Here is an 18051-nt window from a genome sequence, read left to right as displayed (position 1 = left end):
TGCCGGTCTCCGCGCCCAATGTCCAGACGCGACAGAACATCGCACGGTGTGCAAAATGTGTTGTCAACGTGCTCAAAGTTGATACACGTTATCCCACGTCAGCGAAGAGCGGCGTGGCGACGGCAAAGGCCGATTCGTCTGGCGAATCCAGGAGGGGGTTCCATGAGGTATTTCGTAGCGTCCACGCGTGGTGCATGTCTGGCTGGTACGGCGGTCGCCGCCATCGCCTTCGCTTCGCCGGCACTGGCGCAGGATCAGTCGGCCGACACAACCGTCACCACCCCCGCCGCTGAGGCTGAGACGGGCGGCCTGACCGATATCGTCGTGACAGCGCGTCGCCGCAATGAAAGCGTGCAGGACGTGCCAGTGGCCGTTCAGGCGATCAGCGCCGAACAGGTGCAGCAGCGCGACCTGACCAGCCTTGAAAAGATCGCTGCGGCGACCCCCCAGTTCACCGTCGCGCGCGCCTCCAATGGCGCCGGCGCGCAGCTTACCCTTCGCGGCATCGGTTCGTCGGCCACTTCGATCGGCATCGAGCAGTCGGTCGCGATCGTGGTCGACAGTGTTTATTACGGCCAGGGCCGGATCATCAACGAGGGCTTCTTCGACCTCGGCCGGGTGGAAATCCTGAAGGGCCCGCAGGCGCTGTTCTTCGGCAAGAACGCGACCGCCGGCGTGATTTCGCTCACCACCAACGATCCGGGCAAGAGCCGCGAGTACATCGGCCGGATCGGATACGAATTCGGGGCCAAGCAGCTTTACGGCGAAGCAATCGCTTCGGGTCCGCTCAGCGACACCGTCGGTTTGCGGATCGCGGTCCGCGGATCGAAGATGTGGGACGGCTATTACAAGAACTCCGCCGACCCCACGAATTACCCCACGCTCGACGTGGCGACCGGCGCCAGGTACCCGCACACCGGCTTGCCGGCAGCGCGCAATCAGCCGCAAGAGCGCGAGCTTATCGGTCGTGCGACGCTCAAGTTCGAGCCCGACGACCGCCTGACCGTCACCATCAAGGGGTCGGGATCGTACAACGAGACCGCAGGCAACGGCTGGAACTATTCGGCCGTCACCTGCCCGTCGCAAAACGGTGTGACCCTCTTCAACCCGAATATCGCCTGCAATGGCGGTTTCGATATCCACCAGAACAATCTTCCGGTCGATATCGCCAAGGTCTATCCCTACGCCCGCGACAATGGCGAGCTGTACAACCTCTACAAGTCCTATCAGGGCACGGGGACGATCAATTACGCGCTCGACAACGTGACGCTGACGTCGATCACCAACTACAACTGGAACAACAACAAGTTCACCTGCGACTGCGACTTTCTCGCCGGCGCGGTGTGGGCCACCGAGAATTCGACCTACCACTCGTTCAGCGAGGAGCTGCGTGCTCTCACCAGCTTCGACTCGCCGGTCAACGTGATGCTGGGCGGGCTCTACCAGAAGACGAAGCGCGACTTCTTCCAGGCGGTGATGTTCGCCGGCCTCGAGAACTCGGCAGCGACGCCGGAAAACCGTTACGTCGCCTATTCCAAGGTTTCGGCGACGGATGGCGAGACGCTCTCGGCCTTCGGTCAGGTCATCTGGAAGCTGATCCCGACCGTCGAAGTGACGGCAGGTGCCCGTTACACGCACGAGACCAAGGACAGCTTCTTCACCCAGCCTTACGTCAATCCCGGCCTGACCGGCATCTTCAAGCCGCAGAGCGCGGCAGTGAACGGCACGCTTTACGGCAACCAGACGTTCAACGACTGGTCGCCTGACGCGACGATCAGCTGGAAGCCGACACCTGGCGTGATGATCTATGGCGGGTACAAGACTGCCTACAAGTCGGGTGGCTTCTCGAACAGCGCGATCAACTCGGCCCTGGCGCCGAACCCGGCGCGCGACCTTGCCTTCCAGCCCGAGAAGGGCCGCGGGTTCGAGGCCGGGATCAAGACCACATCCTTCGATCACCAGCTTCGCGCGAACCTGGCGCTCTACAGCTTCAAGTACACGAACCTGCAGATCGACTACTTCAACTCGCAGATCTTCGCTTACGTGACCTACAACGCAGGTAGCGCTCGGTCGAAGGGCGCCGAGCTCGAGGTGGAATTCGCGCCGCGGGCGGTCGAGGGCCTCTCGCTGCATGGATCGCTGAACTACAACCGGTCGCGCTACATCAACTTCCTCGCGCCGTGCTATTCGGGTGAGACGCCTGCTGAAGGCTGCTCGCTCAACAACGGGGCCGGCGTGCCGCTGCAGGACCTGAGCGGCGTGGAAACCGCGGTTGCGCCCAAGTGGACTGCGACCGCCGGCGTCTCCTACGATACCGAGACCGGCAACGGGCTGAAGGTCGGCGGAAACGTGGATATGCGCTATAGCGGTTCGTACCTCGGCTCGGGCTTCGGTGATCCTCGCACCCGGCAGGAATCGTATGCAGTTCTTGATGCCGGCCTGCGCTTCGGCGCTGCCGACGATCGCTGGCAAGTGGCCGTGCTGGGCAAGAACCTGACCAACAAGTTCTACTTCACCGGTGGCGGCACCGCGCCGCTGACTGGCAGCGGAACCGGCACTGCGGCGGGCAAGCCCGGCGACATCATCGGCTACGGCACCCTGCCGCGGACGGTGCGTCTCCAACTCACGGTGAAATACTGACGTAACGGCCGCGCGGGGCGGCGGGGGGAAGAGAGAGGACATCTGATGGCACTCGAAGATCCCCAAATGCCGCCCCCCGGACAGGCCCGGTGCCCTGGTCCCAGCACCAGGGACATCATCCTAGCCGACGGCTGGGATGTGCCTCCCGCACTTGTCGCCGAAGCCTATGAATACGCGGGCGACGAGGACATCGGCTACGACGGCTATATCTCGCCCGAGATCATGGCCCTCGAAATGGACCGGATGTGGTCGCGGACGTGGCAGTGGGCGTGCCGCGAAGAACACATCCCCGAGCCGGGCGATTACATCACTTACGACGTCGGGCGTTTTTCTGTCCTCATCACCCGCACCGAGGAAGGTGAGATCAAGGCGTTTCCGAACGCCTGCCTCCACCGCGGAACGCAGCTGAAGCGTTCGGATACCTCTGGAAGCGCGGTTGAATTGCGATGCCCGTTCCACGGCTGGAGCTGGGGCCTCGACGGGGCGCTGAAGAATGTGCCGTGCCGCTGGGATTTTCCCCACGTCACCGACGAGAAGTACCATCTTCCTGAAGTGCGGGTCGAGACCTGGGGCGGCTTCGTGTTCATCAACATGGATCCGGGCGCGGCGCCGCTGGCCGACCAGCTTGGCCCGCTCGCAGAGCACTTCTCCGGCCGCTGGGATCTCGCCAACCGGCGAATTTCGCTGCACCTGCAAAAGGAACTACCGACCAACTGGAAGGCGGCGCAGGAGGCTTTCCTCGAGGCGTACCACGTCTATGAAACGCACGCCCAAGGACTGGCGACGGCAGGCGACGCGAACGCTCAGTACGACATCTTCAGCGATCACGTGACGCGTTTCGTCCACACGATCGGAACGCCCAGCCCGCACTATACCGAACCGCAGACCGAGCAGGAGATTCTCGACAAGATGCGGGTCGAGGGCGGGGTCGTGCCTGAAGGGGGCACTGCCCGCTCCGTCGCCGCGGACCATCTGCGGCAGAAGATTAGCGCCGACACGGGTGTGTCGCTGGATGCATATTCCGACAGCGAGATGCTCGATTCGATCGAGTACCACCTGTTCCCCAACATGTGTTTGTTTCCCGGCGTGTCGCTGCCCATGATCTACCGCTTCAGGCCCATCGGGACCGATACCGGCCGAACGATGTTCGACCTCGTATTCCTGAAGTTGGTGCCGCCGGGCACGCCGCTCGATTACCCGCCCGATCCGATCCCGCTGCGCGCCGATCAATCCTATGCCGAGGCGCCGGGCATGGACCCGGGGCTTGGCGGGGTTTACGACCAGGACACCGATAACCTCGAGATGCAGTATCGTGGGTTTCAGGCCTCGGCGAAGCGGGGGCAGACCCTGGGCAACTACCAAGAAGCCAGGATTCGCCGCTTCCATCAGACCCTTGACCAATATCTGGCCAGGGCCTGACCGGTGGATCGGATCGATCGTCTCGAATCCTGGCATGCGATCTACGACCTGCTGTGCGACTACATGCGCGGGCAGGACCGGCTCGATCCCGTCCTCCACCGCTCGGTATTCCACGACGATGCGACGACCGATTACGGCGAGGGGTATCGCGGCGATGCAGACGGTTTCGTCGCCTTCGCCCAAGGCGTCCTGACGCCGCATGCTTCGAACCACCACATGATCGGGCAGGTCCGGATCGATTTCGAAGGCACCGACACCGCGTTCGGCGAGGTCTATTTTCAGGCGTTCCACCGAGTAACGGGCGAGGGCGGGGCGCCGCAAGACCTGTTCGTGGCAGGCCGCTATGTCGACCGCTACGAGCGCAGGGCGGGAACCTGGAAGATCGCCCACCGCAGCGAACTGGTCGACTGGGTGCGGACCGAGCCGGCTGCCGACGATCTTCTCCGGCTGCAGCCCGGCTTCCCGATGGGGGCGCGGGCTCCCTATGACCTCAGTTGCCGCCGCGAGGAGATGCGGACGCGATGAGTATCGTTCGCCTTGAGGAAGTAGCCGATCGGCTCGCGATTCAGGACGTCCTGTGCCGTTACACGCGGGGGATAGATCGCTGCGACGAGGCTGTTCTTCGCTCGGTCTGGTGGCCGGGCGCACAGGCGGATTACGGCAGCGGGACGGTCGATGCGGGCGATTGGTCGGGCGAGGTCGTCAAGGGGTTGGGCACGATGCTGCGTACCCAGCACTTCATCGGCAACATGCTGATCACGGTTGACGGCGCGGCCGCCGAGGCAGAAACCTATTGCCGGGCTTACCACGAGGTCGAAGGAAACGACGGCCCGCAAGAGATGGAAGTCGGTGGTCGCTACCTCGACAGGCTCGAAAAGCGCGGCGACGAATGGCGCATAACGCACCGCCGCTATGTTCTCGACTGGAGCCGCAACGGGCCGTCGACCGCACAATGGGATGGGCCGCTCTACGGAGGTCTGCAGCGCCGCGGCGCGAGGGCTCCCGACGACCCGAGCTACACGGGAGCCTGAGGATGATAACGGAACGCGAACCTGCCACCGCACTTGACCCGCGCGTCGCGCGGATGCTCGACAAGCAGGACTGCATCGAACTCGTCCACAAGTTGGCCCGGGCGATCGACCGCTGCGATGCCGATCTGGTCCGTGCCGTGTTTCATCCCGATGCAACCGACGATCACGGTGGCTTCAAGGGGACGGCCCGCGACTTCATCCCCTGGGTGATGGACGTCCTGGCGGGCATGCGGCGTACGCAGCATGTCGTCGGCAATATCCTGATCGAGCTCGACGGCGACGTCGCCCATGGTGAGAGCTATTTCATCGCCCACCACGCCTTGCCGGGCGCCGAAGGTGCGGACACCTTCATGATCGCGGCAGGCCGCTATCTCGACCGGTTCGAGAGGCGCAACGGCGAATGGCGCATCGCCCACCGCGGCGCGGTTTACGACTGGAGCAGCGCGGTTCCGGCAACCGACATGTGGAACCGCGATCAGCCCAATGGCTATGCCTTTGGCACGCGCGGCACATCAGACGCATCATACCGCCACTTCGCCGGCGGAGCGTGGCTCGGCTGAGCCGCCACCGTCCCTTCCCTCCACCCCAACAGGAACCCAAGACAATGGCCACAGTGATCACTCCACCGCCCGCTCAGGATCGGAAACTGGCGGACATGTCGAAACTTGCGGATCCTGAATTCCGCAACACTCCGATCTCGCCCGACCGCTACTTCTCCAAGGAATGGGCCGATCGCGAATGGGACCGGATCTGGACGCGGACCTGGCAGATCGCCGGAACGCAGGCGCAGATCCCCAACAAGGGGGATTGGTTGACCGCCGACTTCGGTCCGGAGACGATCGTTTGCGTTCGCGGAGACGACGGCGCTGTGCGCGCCTTCTACAACGTGTGCCAGCACCGCGGGATGCCGGTCGTCGAGGGAGAGCAGGGCAATTCCAAGCGCTTGGTCTGCCCCTATCATGGCTGGGCCTACGATCTTGCCGGCAAGCTCAAGACTGTTCCCGACGAGGCCGACTTCATCCAGGGCTCGCCGTGCGGCAAGCTCAACATGGTCGAAGTGAAATGCGAACTCTGGGCGGGGTTCGTCTGGATCAACATGGATGATGACGCGGTTCCGCTGCGCCAGTTCATGGGACCGATCGCCGACCAGATCGACACTTACCCGATGGACAAGATGGTCCGTACGCACTGGGTCACGGTCGAAGGCGACTTCAACTGGAAGCTGATCCAGGACAACTTCAACGAAAGCTATCACGTCCCCTTCGTTCACCCGCAGACAAAGTTCGTGATGGAGTACTCGCACAGCTTCTGCCAGTTCGACCTCTATCCCGAAGGCCATGCGCGGATGTTCATGCCTGGCGCGGGTCCGACGCAGCAACTGCGCGGCGGCGAGAACGAAACGCTTTCCTACCTTGCCGAGGAACTGAAGTTCTGGGGGCTTGATCCCGAGCAGTTCCGCGGCGGCAAGACGCGCGAAATCCGCAAGGCATTGCAGCAGGCAAAGCGCGAGAAGGGTGCTGAGAAGGGCTTCGACTTCTCGACCTATCACGACGACCAGCTGACCGATCACTGGCACTACACGATCTTCCCGAACCTCTCGTTCAGCCTCAAGCCCGATGGCAACATCTGGCTGCGCGCGCGCCCGCACGAGAGCGACCCTGAGAAGTGCTATTTCGACATGTGGTACATGACGCTCTTCCCCGAGGGGACTGAACGGTACTACTCGCAGAGCATGGCCGAGTGGGTCGATGTGTCGGTTCCCGCACCGCACGTGCAGGGCAAGGTCGACGAGGTCTCGATGGGGCCGGGGATCGACCAGGACGTGTCGATCTGGGGCTTGCAGCAGCGCGGCCTGCATTCGCGCGGCTACAAGCGCGATTACTTGGCATGGCAGGAGCGCCGTGTCCGCTACTTCCACGAAAATCTGGAAAAATGGATGGCCGACTAGGCCACGACCATCGGCAATAAGAACTGATGATCCCGCCGGCGCGGTTGCGTCGGCGGGAAATGATACAGCGCCGCGAAGGGGCAGCAAAAATGGACGGGGACTACGACTTCATCGTGGTCGGCAGCGGCGCTGCCGGCCTTGTCGGCGCGATCACGGCGCGGCTCGCAGGCCTGCGCCCGCTGATTATCGAAAAGGCTGACCGCTGGGGTGGCACGACCGCCCTTTCCGGCGGCGTCCTGTGGATTCCCGCCAACGACGCGATGACGGCAGAAGGGGTGGACGATCCCGCTGAAAGGTCCCGCGCCTATGTCACCGGTCTTGTCGGTTCCGACGCAAGCGCGCGCGAGCGCGCAAAGGCGGAAGCCTTCCTCGATAACGCCCCGGTCATGGCGCGAATGCTGGCAGGCGAGGGGATCACGTGGGTCCGCAATCGCGATCACCCGGATTACTACCCCCAGGCCGAAGGCGCTGGCTTCGGCCGCACTCTCGAAGCGGCTCCGCTGGATGGCAATCGTCTGGGCGCAAGGCTCGCCACTTTGCGCGCCGCCGAACTGGATCTGCCCGCGCTTACCAGCGACAAATTTGGGCCGGCGGTTCTCGCCAAGACCGGGATCGGCCCGGCGATGGCCGGGTCACGGATCATGCTGCGGCACTATTTCGACAAGATGTTAGGGCGCAAGCCGCTGGGTTCGGGACGGGGTCTGGTCGCCTCATTGATGCTGATCGTCGACCGGCTGGGCATTCCTGTCCGGCTTTCGACCGGCCTTGTCGAACTCGATGTGAAGCGCGGTGCCGTTGAAGGCGTCGTCGTCGAACATGAGGGCCGCCGCGAGACCTTGAAGGCTCCTGCGGGGGTCCTTCTTGCGGCGGGCGGCTATGCCCAGAATCCGGCCCTGCGCCGCGAACTGCAAGGATTTTCCGAGACCTGGAGCAACGCCGCTCCCGGGGATCAGGGCGATGCGCTGATTGCCGCCCGGGCCATCGGTGCGGATACCGAATTGCTCGACGATTGCTGGTGGATGCCCACGGTCGAGGTCGGACCCGACCGCAAGGCCCTGGCTCTGGGGCTTCGCGCCTTGCCGGGGAGCATGGTCGTCGACCAGAACGGCCGCCGCTACATGAACGAGGCGCGATCCTACATGGCGACGGGCCGCATCATGCGAGAGCACGGCGCCGCCGAGCATCGTCACTGGCTGATCATGGACGAACGTTTCCTGTCCCGTCACATCTTCCCCGACATTTCTCCGCCGGCTGCGCGTCAGGCGATGATGGCCCACGGAACGCTCAAGCGCTCAGAAACGATCCGTGGTCTGGCGACCGAGTGCGGGCTCGATCCGGACACGCTTGCGGCGTCGGTGGACCGTTTCAACGGCTTTGCCAGGAGTGGGCGAGACCTGGACTTCCACCGCGGCGACACGGCATATGACCGTTACTGGGCCGATCCGGCGCACAAGCCCAACCCCAGTCTCGGGGCGATCGACAAGCCCCCATTCTGGGCCGCAGTCCTGCGCCCTGGCGATCTCGGCACCAACGGCGGGGTAAAGACCGACGCCGCGGGGCGCGTGCTCGACCTGGCCGAAAAGCCCATCCCGGGCCTTTATGCGGCCGGGAACGGGAGCGGATCGCCGTTCGGCAAGACCTACCCCGGGGCAGGCGCCACCATCGGTTCAGCGGCGACGTTCGGCTTCATCGCCGCGCGCAATGCGGCGAGCCGCCGGCTCAACGCGCCGATCGAACAGGAGGGCGGCTCAGGGCTCGCCTAGCTGGAGGATCATCTTGCCTTCGTTCGTACCCTCGAACAGGCGCAGGAAGGCAGGCAGCGCGTTCTCGATCCCGCGATCGATATGCTCGTCGAAGCGCAGCTTGCCTTCGCCCATCCAGCCGGCAAGGGCCGTTACGCCTTCGGCAAAACGCGGCAGGTAATCCGACACCAGGAACCCGCGGATCATGGCGCGGTGGACGATGAGCTGCCAGATGTTGCGCGCGCCAACCTTTTCGACGCTGTTGTATTCGCTGATCAGTCCGCACAGCGCGATCACCGCGCGGTCGGCAAGGCAGTCCAGCGTGGCATCCAAGATATCCCCGCCGACATTCTCGAAGACGAGGTCGACGCCCCCCGGGGCTGCTGTCCGGATCTCGGCCTCTATGGCGGCGCGGTCCTTGCCGCGATAGTCGATGCCCACGTCGTAGCCGTAATCCTCGGTAAGGCGCCGCACCTTGTCGGGGCCTCCGGCGATGCCGATCGTGCGGCACCCGTGGATCTTGCCGATCTGCCCGACCAGCGATCCAACCGCGCCCGCGGCACCCGAAACCAGCATCGTCTGCCCGGCTTTGGGCGCGAGGACGTCGACTACGCCGAAATAGGCGGTCAGCCCGACCGCACCGAGGACGGAAAGGTAGTTGGACGGCGAAGGAACCGACGAAACGTCGATCGCGCGCGTAAAACCACCTTCGCGCGACAGCGAGTATTCCTCGATGGCGCCGAGCCCGCTTACCCAGGTGCCGACCGGGAAGTCGGCGCTTTTCGAGGCGACCACCTTGCCCACGGTGCTGGCGCGCACCGCTTCGCCCAGCGGAACGGGCGGCATGTACGATGGCGCGTCGTCCAGCCACCCGCGCATCGCCGGATCGAGCGAGGCGTAGATGTTGCGGATCACGAATTCACCTTCGCCGGGCTCGGGAACGCTTTCTTCCGAAAGGCGAAAATCGGCGGCGGCGGGAACCCCATTGGGGCGGCGTTCGAGGATGAATCTGCGGTTCGTGGGCATCTCTTGCTCCTTTGATCCCGCTCTTCCGCGATCGTCGTTGCCCTGTCCAGAGTAATTCTATAACGCATGGCATCTTCTTGGAATCGCAAACGCGACCAAGTTTCTCGGGAGAGAAGAATGGCTGTCAGCGAAGCGTCCCGCCATAACCGCATCATTGCTTTGATGGCGTTGGTCAAACTCGTCCTGACCGCCGACTTTGCAATCGTGAGCATCGCGATCCCGTCGATCGGGCGCGACCTCGGCGTCGGTCCCGCGCTGCTGTCGTGGATCGTGACCGCCAACACTCTCGTGCTTGCTGGCACGCTCATCATCGGCGGCAAGCTGGTCGATCGATTCGGTCATCGTCGCGCCCTGGTTCTCGGCATCCTGATGTTCAGCGCCGGTTCGATCGGCGCCGGCCTTGCACCGTCCTTCGCCTTCGTCCTCCTGGCCCGAACGATGCAGGCGCTCGCGGTGGCGCTGCTTTCTCCCGCCGCGTTCTCTCTGCTCACCGCATTCCTGCCCGATGGTCCGGTGCGGCACCGTGCGCTCGGCGTGTTCGGTATCACCCAGGGCGCTTCGCTTATTCTTGGCTTGCTGTGCGGGGGCTGGATCGTAAGCGCATTCGGCTGGCGCGCGGTGTTCCTCGTCAACGTCCCGCTCCTGGCGATCGCTCTTGTCATGGCCCTGCGGTTCGTTCCGAAAGCGCCTGTGCTTGCGAAAGAACCGGTCGATATCGGCGGAGCAGTCACTCTCACCACGGCATTGGTGCTTTTCGTCAGCTCGGTCGTGATGCTGGGCAAGGTGGGGCCCACGCCGCTCGCGCTCGGCATGCTGGGCGGGTCGGCCATTGCCGGCATGGCCTTCGCGATGATCGAGCGGCGCGTCTCGGTGCCGCTTGTGCCGCCGAGCTTGTTCAGCCGGCCGCTTTTCGGTCTCGCCGCCTGGATGCTTCTGCTGTTCCTGGGCGGGGTCGGCGGGCTGATGGTCCTTTCGCAGCTATACATGCAGCGGGTCTTGGGTTTCAGCGCCGCGTCCGCAGGGCTTGGTGCGATGCCTTACGCCCTGGCAGTGATCGCAGCGGGACACATGGCGCCGACACTGCTGGCGCGGTTCTCCGTCCGTACAGCGGCGATCGGTGCTGCGCTCCTCAACCTCACCGGATTCCTCTGGCTAGCCGCGACGATGGGTCAGCCGTACGCGCTCAGCGTTGCGCCCGCGCTCGTCATCTGCGCGCTTGGCAGCGTAACGACATTCATAGTCCTGATGCAGGCGGCCACGTCACCGCTGGCGCCCGCCGAGCAAGGGGTCGGCAGTGCGGTGCTGTTCACGGCGCAACAGGTCGGCACCGGCCTTGGCGCGAGTGTGACGATGCTTCTGCTCGACACCTCCAGCGGTGATCCCACCGCCGACTCGTTCCGCTTGCCGTTTCTCGTCCTCGCGGCCGGCATCGCAATCGCCCTTACCTCGCTGTTGACCCTCGGGCCGCGCCGCGAGCCCCTCACGACCTGATTTCCACACAACCTGACCAGAAAGGATCGTCATGCCCATCCTGATCGCCGGAACCATCGACTTCGACCCCGCCCGTGCCAAGGCCGCCATCGAGGATGGCAAGCCTTATATCGAGGCCTCGCGCCGGGAAGACGGCTGCGTCGCATACAACTGGGCGCTCGACCCGCTCGTCCCGGGCCGTGTTCATGTTTACGAGGAATGGCGCGACGAGGCGGCTCTCGCGGGTCACTTCCGCGACGAAAGCTATACTTCGATGCGCGACCACCTCGGCAAGTACGGGCTCACCGGATCGAGCGTACGCAAGTACCGTTGCGATGCCGTGGCGACGGTTTACGACGAGGAGGGTCGGCCTCGCGCCGACTTCCAGACCGCGGCGGCCACGGCCTGATGCGCGGGTTCAGCGGCTCGGTCGAGGACCGGTTGGCCGTTCGGGAACGGATCGAAAGCTACAACGATGCTGTCTTCCGCAAGGACGCGGACGACTGGGCGGAGTGTTGGGCCGAGGATGCCGAGTGGGCGGTGGGCGAGCACCGCGCGAGCGGCCGAGCCGCCATCCGCGACTTGTGGGTCAAGCTCATGCAGGGCTTCGACGCGGCGGCGATGTACGTCGCGCATGGTTCGGTCGCGGTCGACGGGGACAAATGCCAGTCACGCTCGTACATGCTCGAGATGCTCAAGGGTGCCGACGGCACCGAGCGCCTGGTATCCGGTCGATACGACGACACGCTGCGCCGCGATGCCGACGGGGCGTGGCGTTTCGTATCGCGCAGCTATGCCGTTCTCCAGGTCCGCTGATCGCGGTCCACTTCAAACCGGAGCATTGATCGAATGGATTTGAAACTGAAGGGCCTCAAGGTCATCCTCACTGGAGGTAGCCGGGGCACTGGGCGGGCCGCTCTCGAGATGTTCGCCGCCGAGGGGGCCGACGTCGGCTTCTTTTCGCGCGATGCCGCGCAGGTCGAGGAGGCGCGGGCCAGTTACGTCAGACATTGCGGCAAGGTGGTCGCGCGGCAGGGCGACCTCACCGACATAGAAGGCTATCCCGCGCTGCTTACCAGCATCGCCGATGAACTGGGTGGCTGCGATATCTTCATTCCTTCCGCCAGCGCCTCGGGTTCGAAGCTCGCAGGTGATTGGGACGCCTGCTACAAGATGGATGTCCTCGGGTCTGTCCGCGGGTGCGAGGCGATGGCGCCCTACCTCGAAAAGTCGAAGCACGCCGCGATCGTCATCATGTCCAGCATCGCCGCGACGGAGACGTTCATCGCTCCGCAGGCATTCAATTCCATCAAAGCCGCGCTGATCACCTATTCGGCGCAGTTGAGCCAGGCTTGGGGTCCCAAAGGCATCAGGGTCAACACCGTTTCGCCCGGACCGGTGTGGTTCGAGGGCGGCAACTGGGACGACGTGAAGAAGGGCGCGCCCGACATGTACGCCTCATTCGAGCAGGCATGCGCGCTGAAGCGGCTGGGCACGGCCGAAGACGTTGCCCGCGCCATGGTGTTCCTCGCCAGCCCGGCCGCGGAATGGATCACCGGCACCAACCTGATCGTCGACGGCGGCTATACCAAGCGGGTGCAGTTCTAGATCTCGAGTTTCAGCCCGCCCGCGCCCAGGCATGGGCCGCGGGCGAGGCGACCCAGCGCACCGCGTTTTCGACCAGCCGGCGGTAAACCGGATTGTCGTAGGTCAGATGATCGTCGCCCGGCTGGAGATAGACGAGCGGGCTGTTGCCGGCGCGCTTGACCCAGCCGATGCAGTCGCTTCCGTCGGCGTGATTCCAGCCCTCGTTGGTGAACATGCGCCCCTCCATCGCCGCGGAGGTGGAATGAAAATTCTCCGCCACGAAGTTGTGATCGGCGCGCAGGAGCGGAACGATCGAATCCTCGAAGACTTCGGCGAGGTAAAGTTCATCCTCCATCGCGAAGCGCGGCGGGATTCCCGCCATCACGGGGTGCGCGGGATCGAGAACCACGGCGTCGTACTTCACGTTGTGGCGATAGCCGGAGTCCGGGCGCCCGGAGCCGCGCAGCGAGCCTGGCTTGTACAGGAACCGACCTCCCAGCGCCTCAGCATACTCGGGCCATGCAGGCCACCCGGCCAGCGCATGGTGAAGTGCGACAATGCCCTTTCCCGCTTCGAGCAAACGTTCGAACCCGGCGACAATCCGTGGATCGGGCGCCACGTGCCGCGGACGGTCCTCGGTCGCTGAAAAGTCTATGCCGGGCATGTCGTAAAGACACAGTGCGTCGAAACCGTCGAGCAGGTCGGGGTCCATGATCCGCGCAGCCAGGGGCTGGTCGACGAAGGTGAAGGCGATCCGCTCCATTGCCTCGAACATGCTGGCCAGCGCGTTGCGATCAAACGGGTGGCCACGCACGGCGACGACGACGTTGAGTTCGGCATTGTAGTCGATAGTCGGCATCGCTTGAGCTTCCGGAGAAAAGGAGGGAGGGCTTTCCGACAGTCTAGGGCGGTCGGGCGTCGGCACAATTGTCACAGTTGCCATGGTTGTTCGCCATAACCGTCCGCGTATCCAGATAAGTGTCGAGCGAAAGAAGCTTGCTGGATAAGTTGCTGCCAGGCCGGCCCCGGCCTTCGATCAGATATCTGGACCGCCCGCGTGAAGCATTCGTCGGATTATCCGCTGGAGACCCGGCCCGTGATGGGGTTCGACGACAGCTATCCGGCCGGGTTTGTCGATCCTCCCCATGCCCATCAGCGCGCGCAGCTTACATATTGCGAGAAGGGGGTGATGACGGTCATCTCGGCGGCCAACAGCTTCATCCTCCCCCCGCGCCGCGCGATCTGGCTGCCAGCGGGCACGGTTCATGAGGTCCACTGCCGCAACGCTGTGGCTTCCTACACGCTCTATATCGATCCGGCGCTCGATACGTCGGCCCAGCAGGCCCGTGTTTTCGAGGTTTCCGACCTCGTGCGCGCGCTGATCTTCGAGGTCGGGCATTTCCACCCCGACTACGATCTCGAGGGCCGGGACGGAGAGATCGCACGCCTTCTGTTATCGGAAATCCGGCGGATGCCGCTGCTTCCCAGCGCGCTCGCCATGCCCAGCGACCCCCGTCTTCTGCGGGTCTGTCGGACGCTGGTCGACAATCCCGCCGATCAGCGCGACATCGACGGCTGGGCCGCACTTGCCGCGATGGGGCGGCGCACCTTTACCCGTGCTTTCCGCGAGGAGACGGGTGCCGGGCTTGCGACATGGCGCCAGCAGGTAAGGTTGATGGCGGCGATCTCGCGTTTGGCGGAGGGTCAGCCGGTAACGACTGTGGCCTATGACGTGGGCTACGAAAGCCCCAGCGCGTTCAGCGCCGTGTTTCATCGGATCTTCGGCATGGCGCCTTCCGCGTTCATTGGCCTCGCTCCGGGGCAGGACTGAACCAGAACCGAGGCGGCGGACCTGCTACGGGCCACAACGGGGCCAAGGTCTCGCCCGCGAACAGCTGTCCGTCCTTCATCACCTCCGCGATCTTGAGGGTATTGGCGATATCGATGCGCGGATCGGCGTCGAGGATCACGAGGTCCGCGATCTTGCCGGTCTCGATCGATCCCAAATCGCCAGCACGCCCTATCGCCGTCGCGCTGCCGATGGTCGCGGCGCGAAGGACTTCCTCTGCGCTCAAGCCGCCCATTGCGTAGGCCTGCATCTCCCAGTGCGTCCCGAGGCCTGGCACTTCACCGTGAGCGCCCAGTGCCAACAGCCCTCCGGCGCGCGCGACTTTTGCCGCGCTGGCCGCAATCTGTGGAAACAGGTACTCGCCGAAATCGTGCCAGGTGCGTTCCAGGAACTTCTGCTCGCGAAACGAGGGCGGCGCGAAGCGGGCGTACTTGGCATCTTTGTGCGGCGCGTCGCGCGCGATGAAATAGTCCTGCGCGGGCCACCCGCCGTTGGTGATCTGCAACGTCAGGTCATAGCTTGTTCCCGACCGGGCGAGCAGTTCCACGACATCGCGGTGAAGCACGGCAGGGGGCATGGCGTGCTCGTTTCCGCCGTAGCCATCGAGGATTTGCGTCAGGTCCAGCTTGGCCGCAAGCGCGCCCTCGGTGGTCGGCGATAGGCCGAGTTCCCGGGCGCCTTCGACCAGCCATTGGCGAACCTGCCGGCTGCCCGTTCGATACTGCTTCACGTTGCCGAGACGATAACGGTCGCGATAACGGAGCAGGACGGCGACCACGTCGTCCTTCGACCGGAAATCGTTGAACGAGAATATCGCCGGGCCGGTCGAAAGAATGCGCGAGCCGATGATCTGCCCGGAATCGATCAGGTCCTGGTAGGCCAGCATGTCTATCGTCAGCGTCGACGGATCGAAGGCCGTGGTGACTCCGTAGGCAAGGTTGGCGGCCGGCCCCCAGGGCGCGAGGTCGAGCACGTCTCGGCGGATGTCGGCGACGTGATCGTGCGCATCCACGAAGCCTGGAACGATGAACTTGCCCGGCGCATCGCGCGCGGTGGCGCCGGCGGGCAGCTTGATCTGTCCCGTTGGCGCGACCCCGGCGATGCGCCCGTCGCGCACCAGCACATCGGCATTGGCGAGGGTTCCGGCCGCTCCCATCGTCAGCACTGTGGCACCGCGCAGAAGGAGCGTTCCCTGAGCGTGGGCGCGGGGCGCTTCGACCAATACTTGGGTCACGCGAACTCCGCCCGCGCCGGGTGGCGGCGCGTCAGCGGGGCCGGGTATGCTGTCTGCGGGTTCAAGCGTGATCGAGGCCAGGGGACGCCTGTAGAAGTCCGATCCGAGCGACCACCAGACAGACTTTCCGTCTGCGCCCCAGCCGAAGTAATCCGCGCCCTCGGCCGTTATCTGGCGGTGGCGGACTTGGGGCAGCGAGAGGGTAACGACCGCGCCTTGTGCCTGCGGCATCTCGAACAGGTGAAGCTGCTGGGCGATCAGCGCCAGGCCCCAATGCCCGTCCGGACTCAGTCGAAGGTCGTCCGCTTTCGCAGGGCCTTCCGCGAAGTACCAGTTCGGTCCTTCGGCGCCGACTACCAGCGCGTCAGGCCCGCGTTTCAGGACGCGGTGAACGCCATCGGGCCGGTTGAGAAGAATGCCAGGATCGCCTGCCACGAACTGCGGTCGTCCGCCCATCTTGCCTGCGGCCAGCGGAGCCGCGCCCGTCCTTGGATCGAAGCGTACCAGATCCGCATCGCGGAACTGGCCGAACTCGACATAGCCGGCGAGGCGGTCGGTGGTGGGCGAGCGCACGGCGAGAATGCCGCCATCCGGCGCAAACACGGGATGCGTATAGAAGGCGGGGCGGTCGCTGACCTTTCTCACTTTCCTGCTGCCAAGGTCGAACTGCCAGACGTTTCCACCGGCTGGTGAGCCCCAGTCGACGAACAGAAGTTTGCGCGAGTCCGCCGACCATGCCGGATGGGTCGCCGATCCGGGCGACCTGTCGATCCTCCGCGGCGGTGCGCTTCCGTCCAGGGGCATCAGGTAAACGTGGGCCAGCGCCGAGAAAGCCAGCCAACGACCATCCGGCGACGGCTCGGGCGCCATGATCAGCCGCGCGCGCACGGGACCGGTTTCAAGCGGCGTCTGCGAGCGGGTCAGTGGTCCAAGCGGAAGCCGGACCTCGGCCCGAAACGGAACGTCGCTGATCCGGCCACTCGCAAGGTCGACACGCCTGATCTTGCCGTCCTGCGGCACGAACAACGAATGACTGTCGGGACTGAACGCGAACCGCGGGGCAAGGTCGCTCCACGATGCAGTTTGAAGGGCGTCGGGATCGAGCCGGAGCAACGTGCGATCCGCATCGGTCCGCAGGTCGCGCAAATGCAGGAATGTCTCGCCGCCCTGACGCATCGCATAGGCGAGCCAGCGGCCGTCGCGCGAGGGTATCGGGCGGAACGCGCTCGTCTGAACCGGGCCCAGCCTGATGTCGCCCACCGCCTTGACCAAGGTTGTCTCGGCCCCGTTCGCAAGTTCCCGGCGAACGATGCGCCATTCTTCGGGGCGAGCGAGGTCGAGCCCGCCTTCGTGGCGCGCATAGTACAGGTAGCGTCCGTCCGCCGAAGCGGATGCACCGAGCGCGCTCACCGTGGGGGCATCGCTCGCGCCCTCGGCCCGGTTAGCGACCAGCAAGGTTGTTTGACCGTCGGTCCCCATGCGCCACAATTGGTACGCACCGCGGTCGGGGCGGAACTCCGATACGAACAGGCTCTTGCCGTCAGCGGCCCAAGCTGGCGAAACGAAGACGGGATTGTCTCCGCGAAACGTCACCTGCCGGGCGTCGCTGCCGTCCAGGCGCATGATCCAGACGTTTTCCACGCCCGAGCGGTCCGAAAGGAAGGCGATCGTTCGCCCGTCGGGTGAGACCGCAGGCTGGGTATCGAACGCAAGCCCCCGCGTCAGCGCGCGCGCCTCTCCGCCCGTCGCCGGCATGGCGTAGATGTCGCCCAGCAGGTCGAAGACGATGGTGCTGCTATCCGGCGTCAGGTCAAGCTGAAGCCACGTTCCTTCGTCGGTGGCGAAGGCGAACTCGCGCGTCGGGACAAGTGGCAGGACGTGCCCCGCTGCTTGCGGCGCGACAGGCCGGATCCCCGAAATGCCGAGCGCGGGCTCCGCGGGTCCGTCGCGTACGGCGGCAGCAGGAGGAAGCTCTCCCTTTGGCCCGTCGGGCTGCGCTGCTGGTGGCTCGCCAAGCCCGTCCTGTGCGTGGGCGGGCAGGGCTGCCCCGACCAGCGCGGCGATAAGCATCAAAGCCGGGGTTCGGCCGATACTCATCGCCAGCG

15 protein-coding genes are annotated in these 18051 nt (G+C 64.7%); 12 read left to right on the top strand and 3 right to left on the bottom strand.

From position 1 onward, the window contains the following. Positions 1 to 162: 162 nt before the first annotated feature. The 7 genes from ACFO0A_RS14485 to ACFO0A_RS14455 all read left to right on the top strand — a co-directional run bounded on the left by ACFO0A_RS14485 (position 163) and on the right by ACFO0A_RS14455 (position 8801). The gene (locus ACFO0A_RS14485) at positions 163 to 2640 is read left to right on the top strand and encodes a TonB-dependent receptor (protein WP_379539788.1); all 2478 of its coding nucleotides are present in this window, start codon (positions 163 to 165) and stop codon (positions 2638 to 2640) included. 45 nt (positions 2641 to 2685) lie between these two features. Further along, positions 2686 to 4059: an aromatic ring-hydroxylating dioxygenase subunit alpha gene (locus tag ACFO0A_RS14480; protein WP_379539787.1), complete on the top strand. Its 1374-nt coding sequence runs from the start codon at positions 2686 to 2688 to the stop codon at positions 4057 to 4059. 3 nt (positions 4060 to 4062) lie between these two features. After that, positions 4063 to 4584 carry a nuclear transport factor 2 family protein gene (locus ACFO0A_RS14475; RefSeq protein ID WP_379539786.1) on the top strand — a complete coding sequence of 174 codons (522 nt, stop codon included), beginning with the start codon at positions 4063 to 4065 and terminating at the stop codon, positions 4582 to 4584. Next, the gene (locus tag ACFO0A_RS14470) at positions 4581 to 5090 is read left to right on the top strand and encodes a nuclear transport factor 2 family protein (protein ID WP_379539785.1); all 510 of its coding nucleotides are present in this window, start codon (positions 4581 to 4583) and stop codon (positions 5088 to 5090) included. Before ACFO0A_RS14475 ends, ACFO0A_RS14470 begins: the two co-directional genes overlap by 4 nt. Positions 5091 to 5092: 2 nt before the next feature. Beyond that, positions 5093 to 5650 (top strand): nuclear transport factor 2 family protein, encoded by a 558-nt coding sequence (locus ACFO0A_RS14465; RefSeq protein ID WP_379539784.1) that lies wholly within the window; start codon positions 5093 to 5095, stop codon positions 5648 to 5650. 44 nt (positions 5651 to 5694) lie between these two features. After that, entirely contained in the window at positions 5695 to 7038 is a 1344-nt protein-coding gene (locus tag ACFO0A_RS14460; protein ID WP_379539783.1) for an aromatic ring-hydroxylating oxygenase subunit alpha, read from the top strand. 89 nt (positions 7039 to 7127) lie between these two features. Then, entirely contained in the window at positions 7128 to 8801 is a 1674-nt protein-coding gene (locus tag ACFO0A_RS14455; protein ID WP_379539782.1) for an FAD-binding protein, read from the top strand. On the opposite strand, the gene ACFO0A_RS14450 is transcribed toward ACFO0A_RS14455, so the two are convergent. Continuing rightward, positions 8787 to 9806 (bottom strand): NADP-dependent oxidoreductase, encoded by a 1020-nt coding sequence (locus tag ACFO0A_RS14450; RefSeq protein ID WP_379539781.1) that lies wholly within the window; start codon positions 9804 to 9806, stop codon positions 8787 to 8789. The genes ACFO0A_RS14455 and ACFO0A_RS14450 overlap by 15 nt on opposite strands. Positions 9807 to 9923: 117 nt before the next feature. Between ACFO0A_RS14450 and ACFO0A_RS14445 the strand changes: the two genes are divergently transcribed. From ACFO0A_RS14445 to ACFO0A_RS14430, 4 genes are read left to right on the top strand one after another with little or no spacing between them, the layout of a single operon-like run. Continuing rightward, positions 9924 to 11297 carry an MFS transporter gene (locus tag ACFO0A_RS14445; RefSeq protein WP_379539780.1) on the top strand — a complete coding sequence of 458 codons (1374 nt, stop codon included), beginning with the start codon at positions 9924 to 9926 and terminating at the stop codon, positions 11295 to 11297. A gap of 31 nt (positions 11298 to 11328) precedes the next feature. After that, positions 11329 to 11685 (top strand): putative quinol monooxygenase, encoded by a 357-nt coding sequence (locus tag ACFO0A_RS14440; protein ID WP_379539779.1) that lies wholly within the window; start codon positions 11329 to 11331, stop codon positions 11683 to 11685. Further along, positions 11685 to 12092 carry a nuclear transport factor 2 family protein gene (locus ACFO0A_RS14435; protein WP_379539778.1) on the top strand — a complete coding sequence of 136 codons (408 nt, stop codon included), beginning with the start codon at positions 11685 to 11687 and terminating at the stop codon, positions 12090 to 12092. The genes ACFO0A_RS14440 and ACFO0A_RS14435 overlap by 1 nt, the downstream gene beginning before the upstream one ends. Before the next feature lie 33 nt (positions 12093 to 12125). Continuing rightward, on the top strand, positions 12126 to 12884 hold the full coding sequence (locus ACFO0A_RS14430; RefSeq protein ID WP_379539776.1) for an SDR family NAD(P)-dependent oxidoreductase: 759 nt from the start codon (positions 12126 to 12128) through the stop codon (positions 12882 to 12884). A 10-nt stretch (positions 12885 to 12894) separates the two neighbouring features. On the opposite strand, the gene ACFO0A_RS14425 is transcribed toward ACFO0A_RS14430, so the two are convergent. Further along, complete coding sequence (locus tag ACFO0A_RS14425; protein ID WP_379539774.1) at positions 12895 to 13722, bottom strand: ThuA domain-containing protein; 828 nt, start codon at positions 13720 to 13722, stop codon at positions 12895 to 12897. Between the two features lie 198 nt (positions 13723 to 13920). On the opposite strand from ACFO0A_RS14425, the gene ACFO0A_RS14420 reads away from it, so the two are divergent. After that, entirely contained in the window at positions 13921 to 14694 is a 774-nt protein-coding gene (locus tag ACFO0A_RS14420; RefSeq protein ID WP_379539772.1) for an AraC family transcriptional regulator, read from the top strand. Here the strand turns inward: ACFO0A_RS14420 and ACFO0A_RS14415 are convergent. Next, positions 14666 to 18043: an amidohydrolase family protein gene (locus tag ACFO0A_RS14415; RefSeq protein WP_379539770.1), complete on the bottom strand. Its 3378-nt coding sequence runs from the start codon at positions 18041 to 18043 to the stop codon at positions 14666 to 14668. The genes ACFO0A_RS14420 and ACFO0A_RS14415 overlap by 29 nt on opposite strands. Positions 18044 to 18051 lie beyond the last annotated feature (8 nt).

It is taken from the genome of Novosphingobium tardum, from assembly GCF_042652045.1.
Lineage (GTDB): Bacteria > Pseudomonadota > Alphaproteobacteria > Sphingomonadales > Sphingomonadaceae > Novosphingobium > Novosphingobium tardum.
The sequence above is the reverse complement of the archived record's forward strand: the minus strand, read 5'-3'. Positions and strand labels throughout refer to the sequence as shown.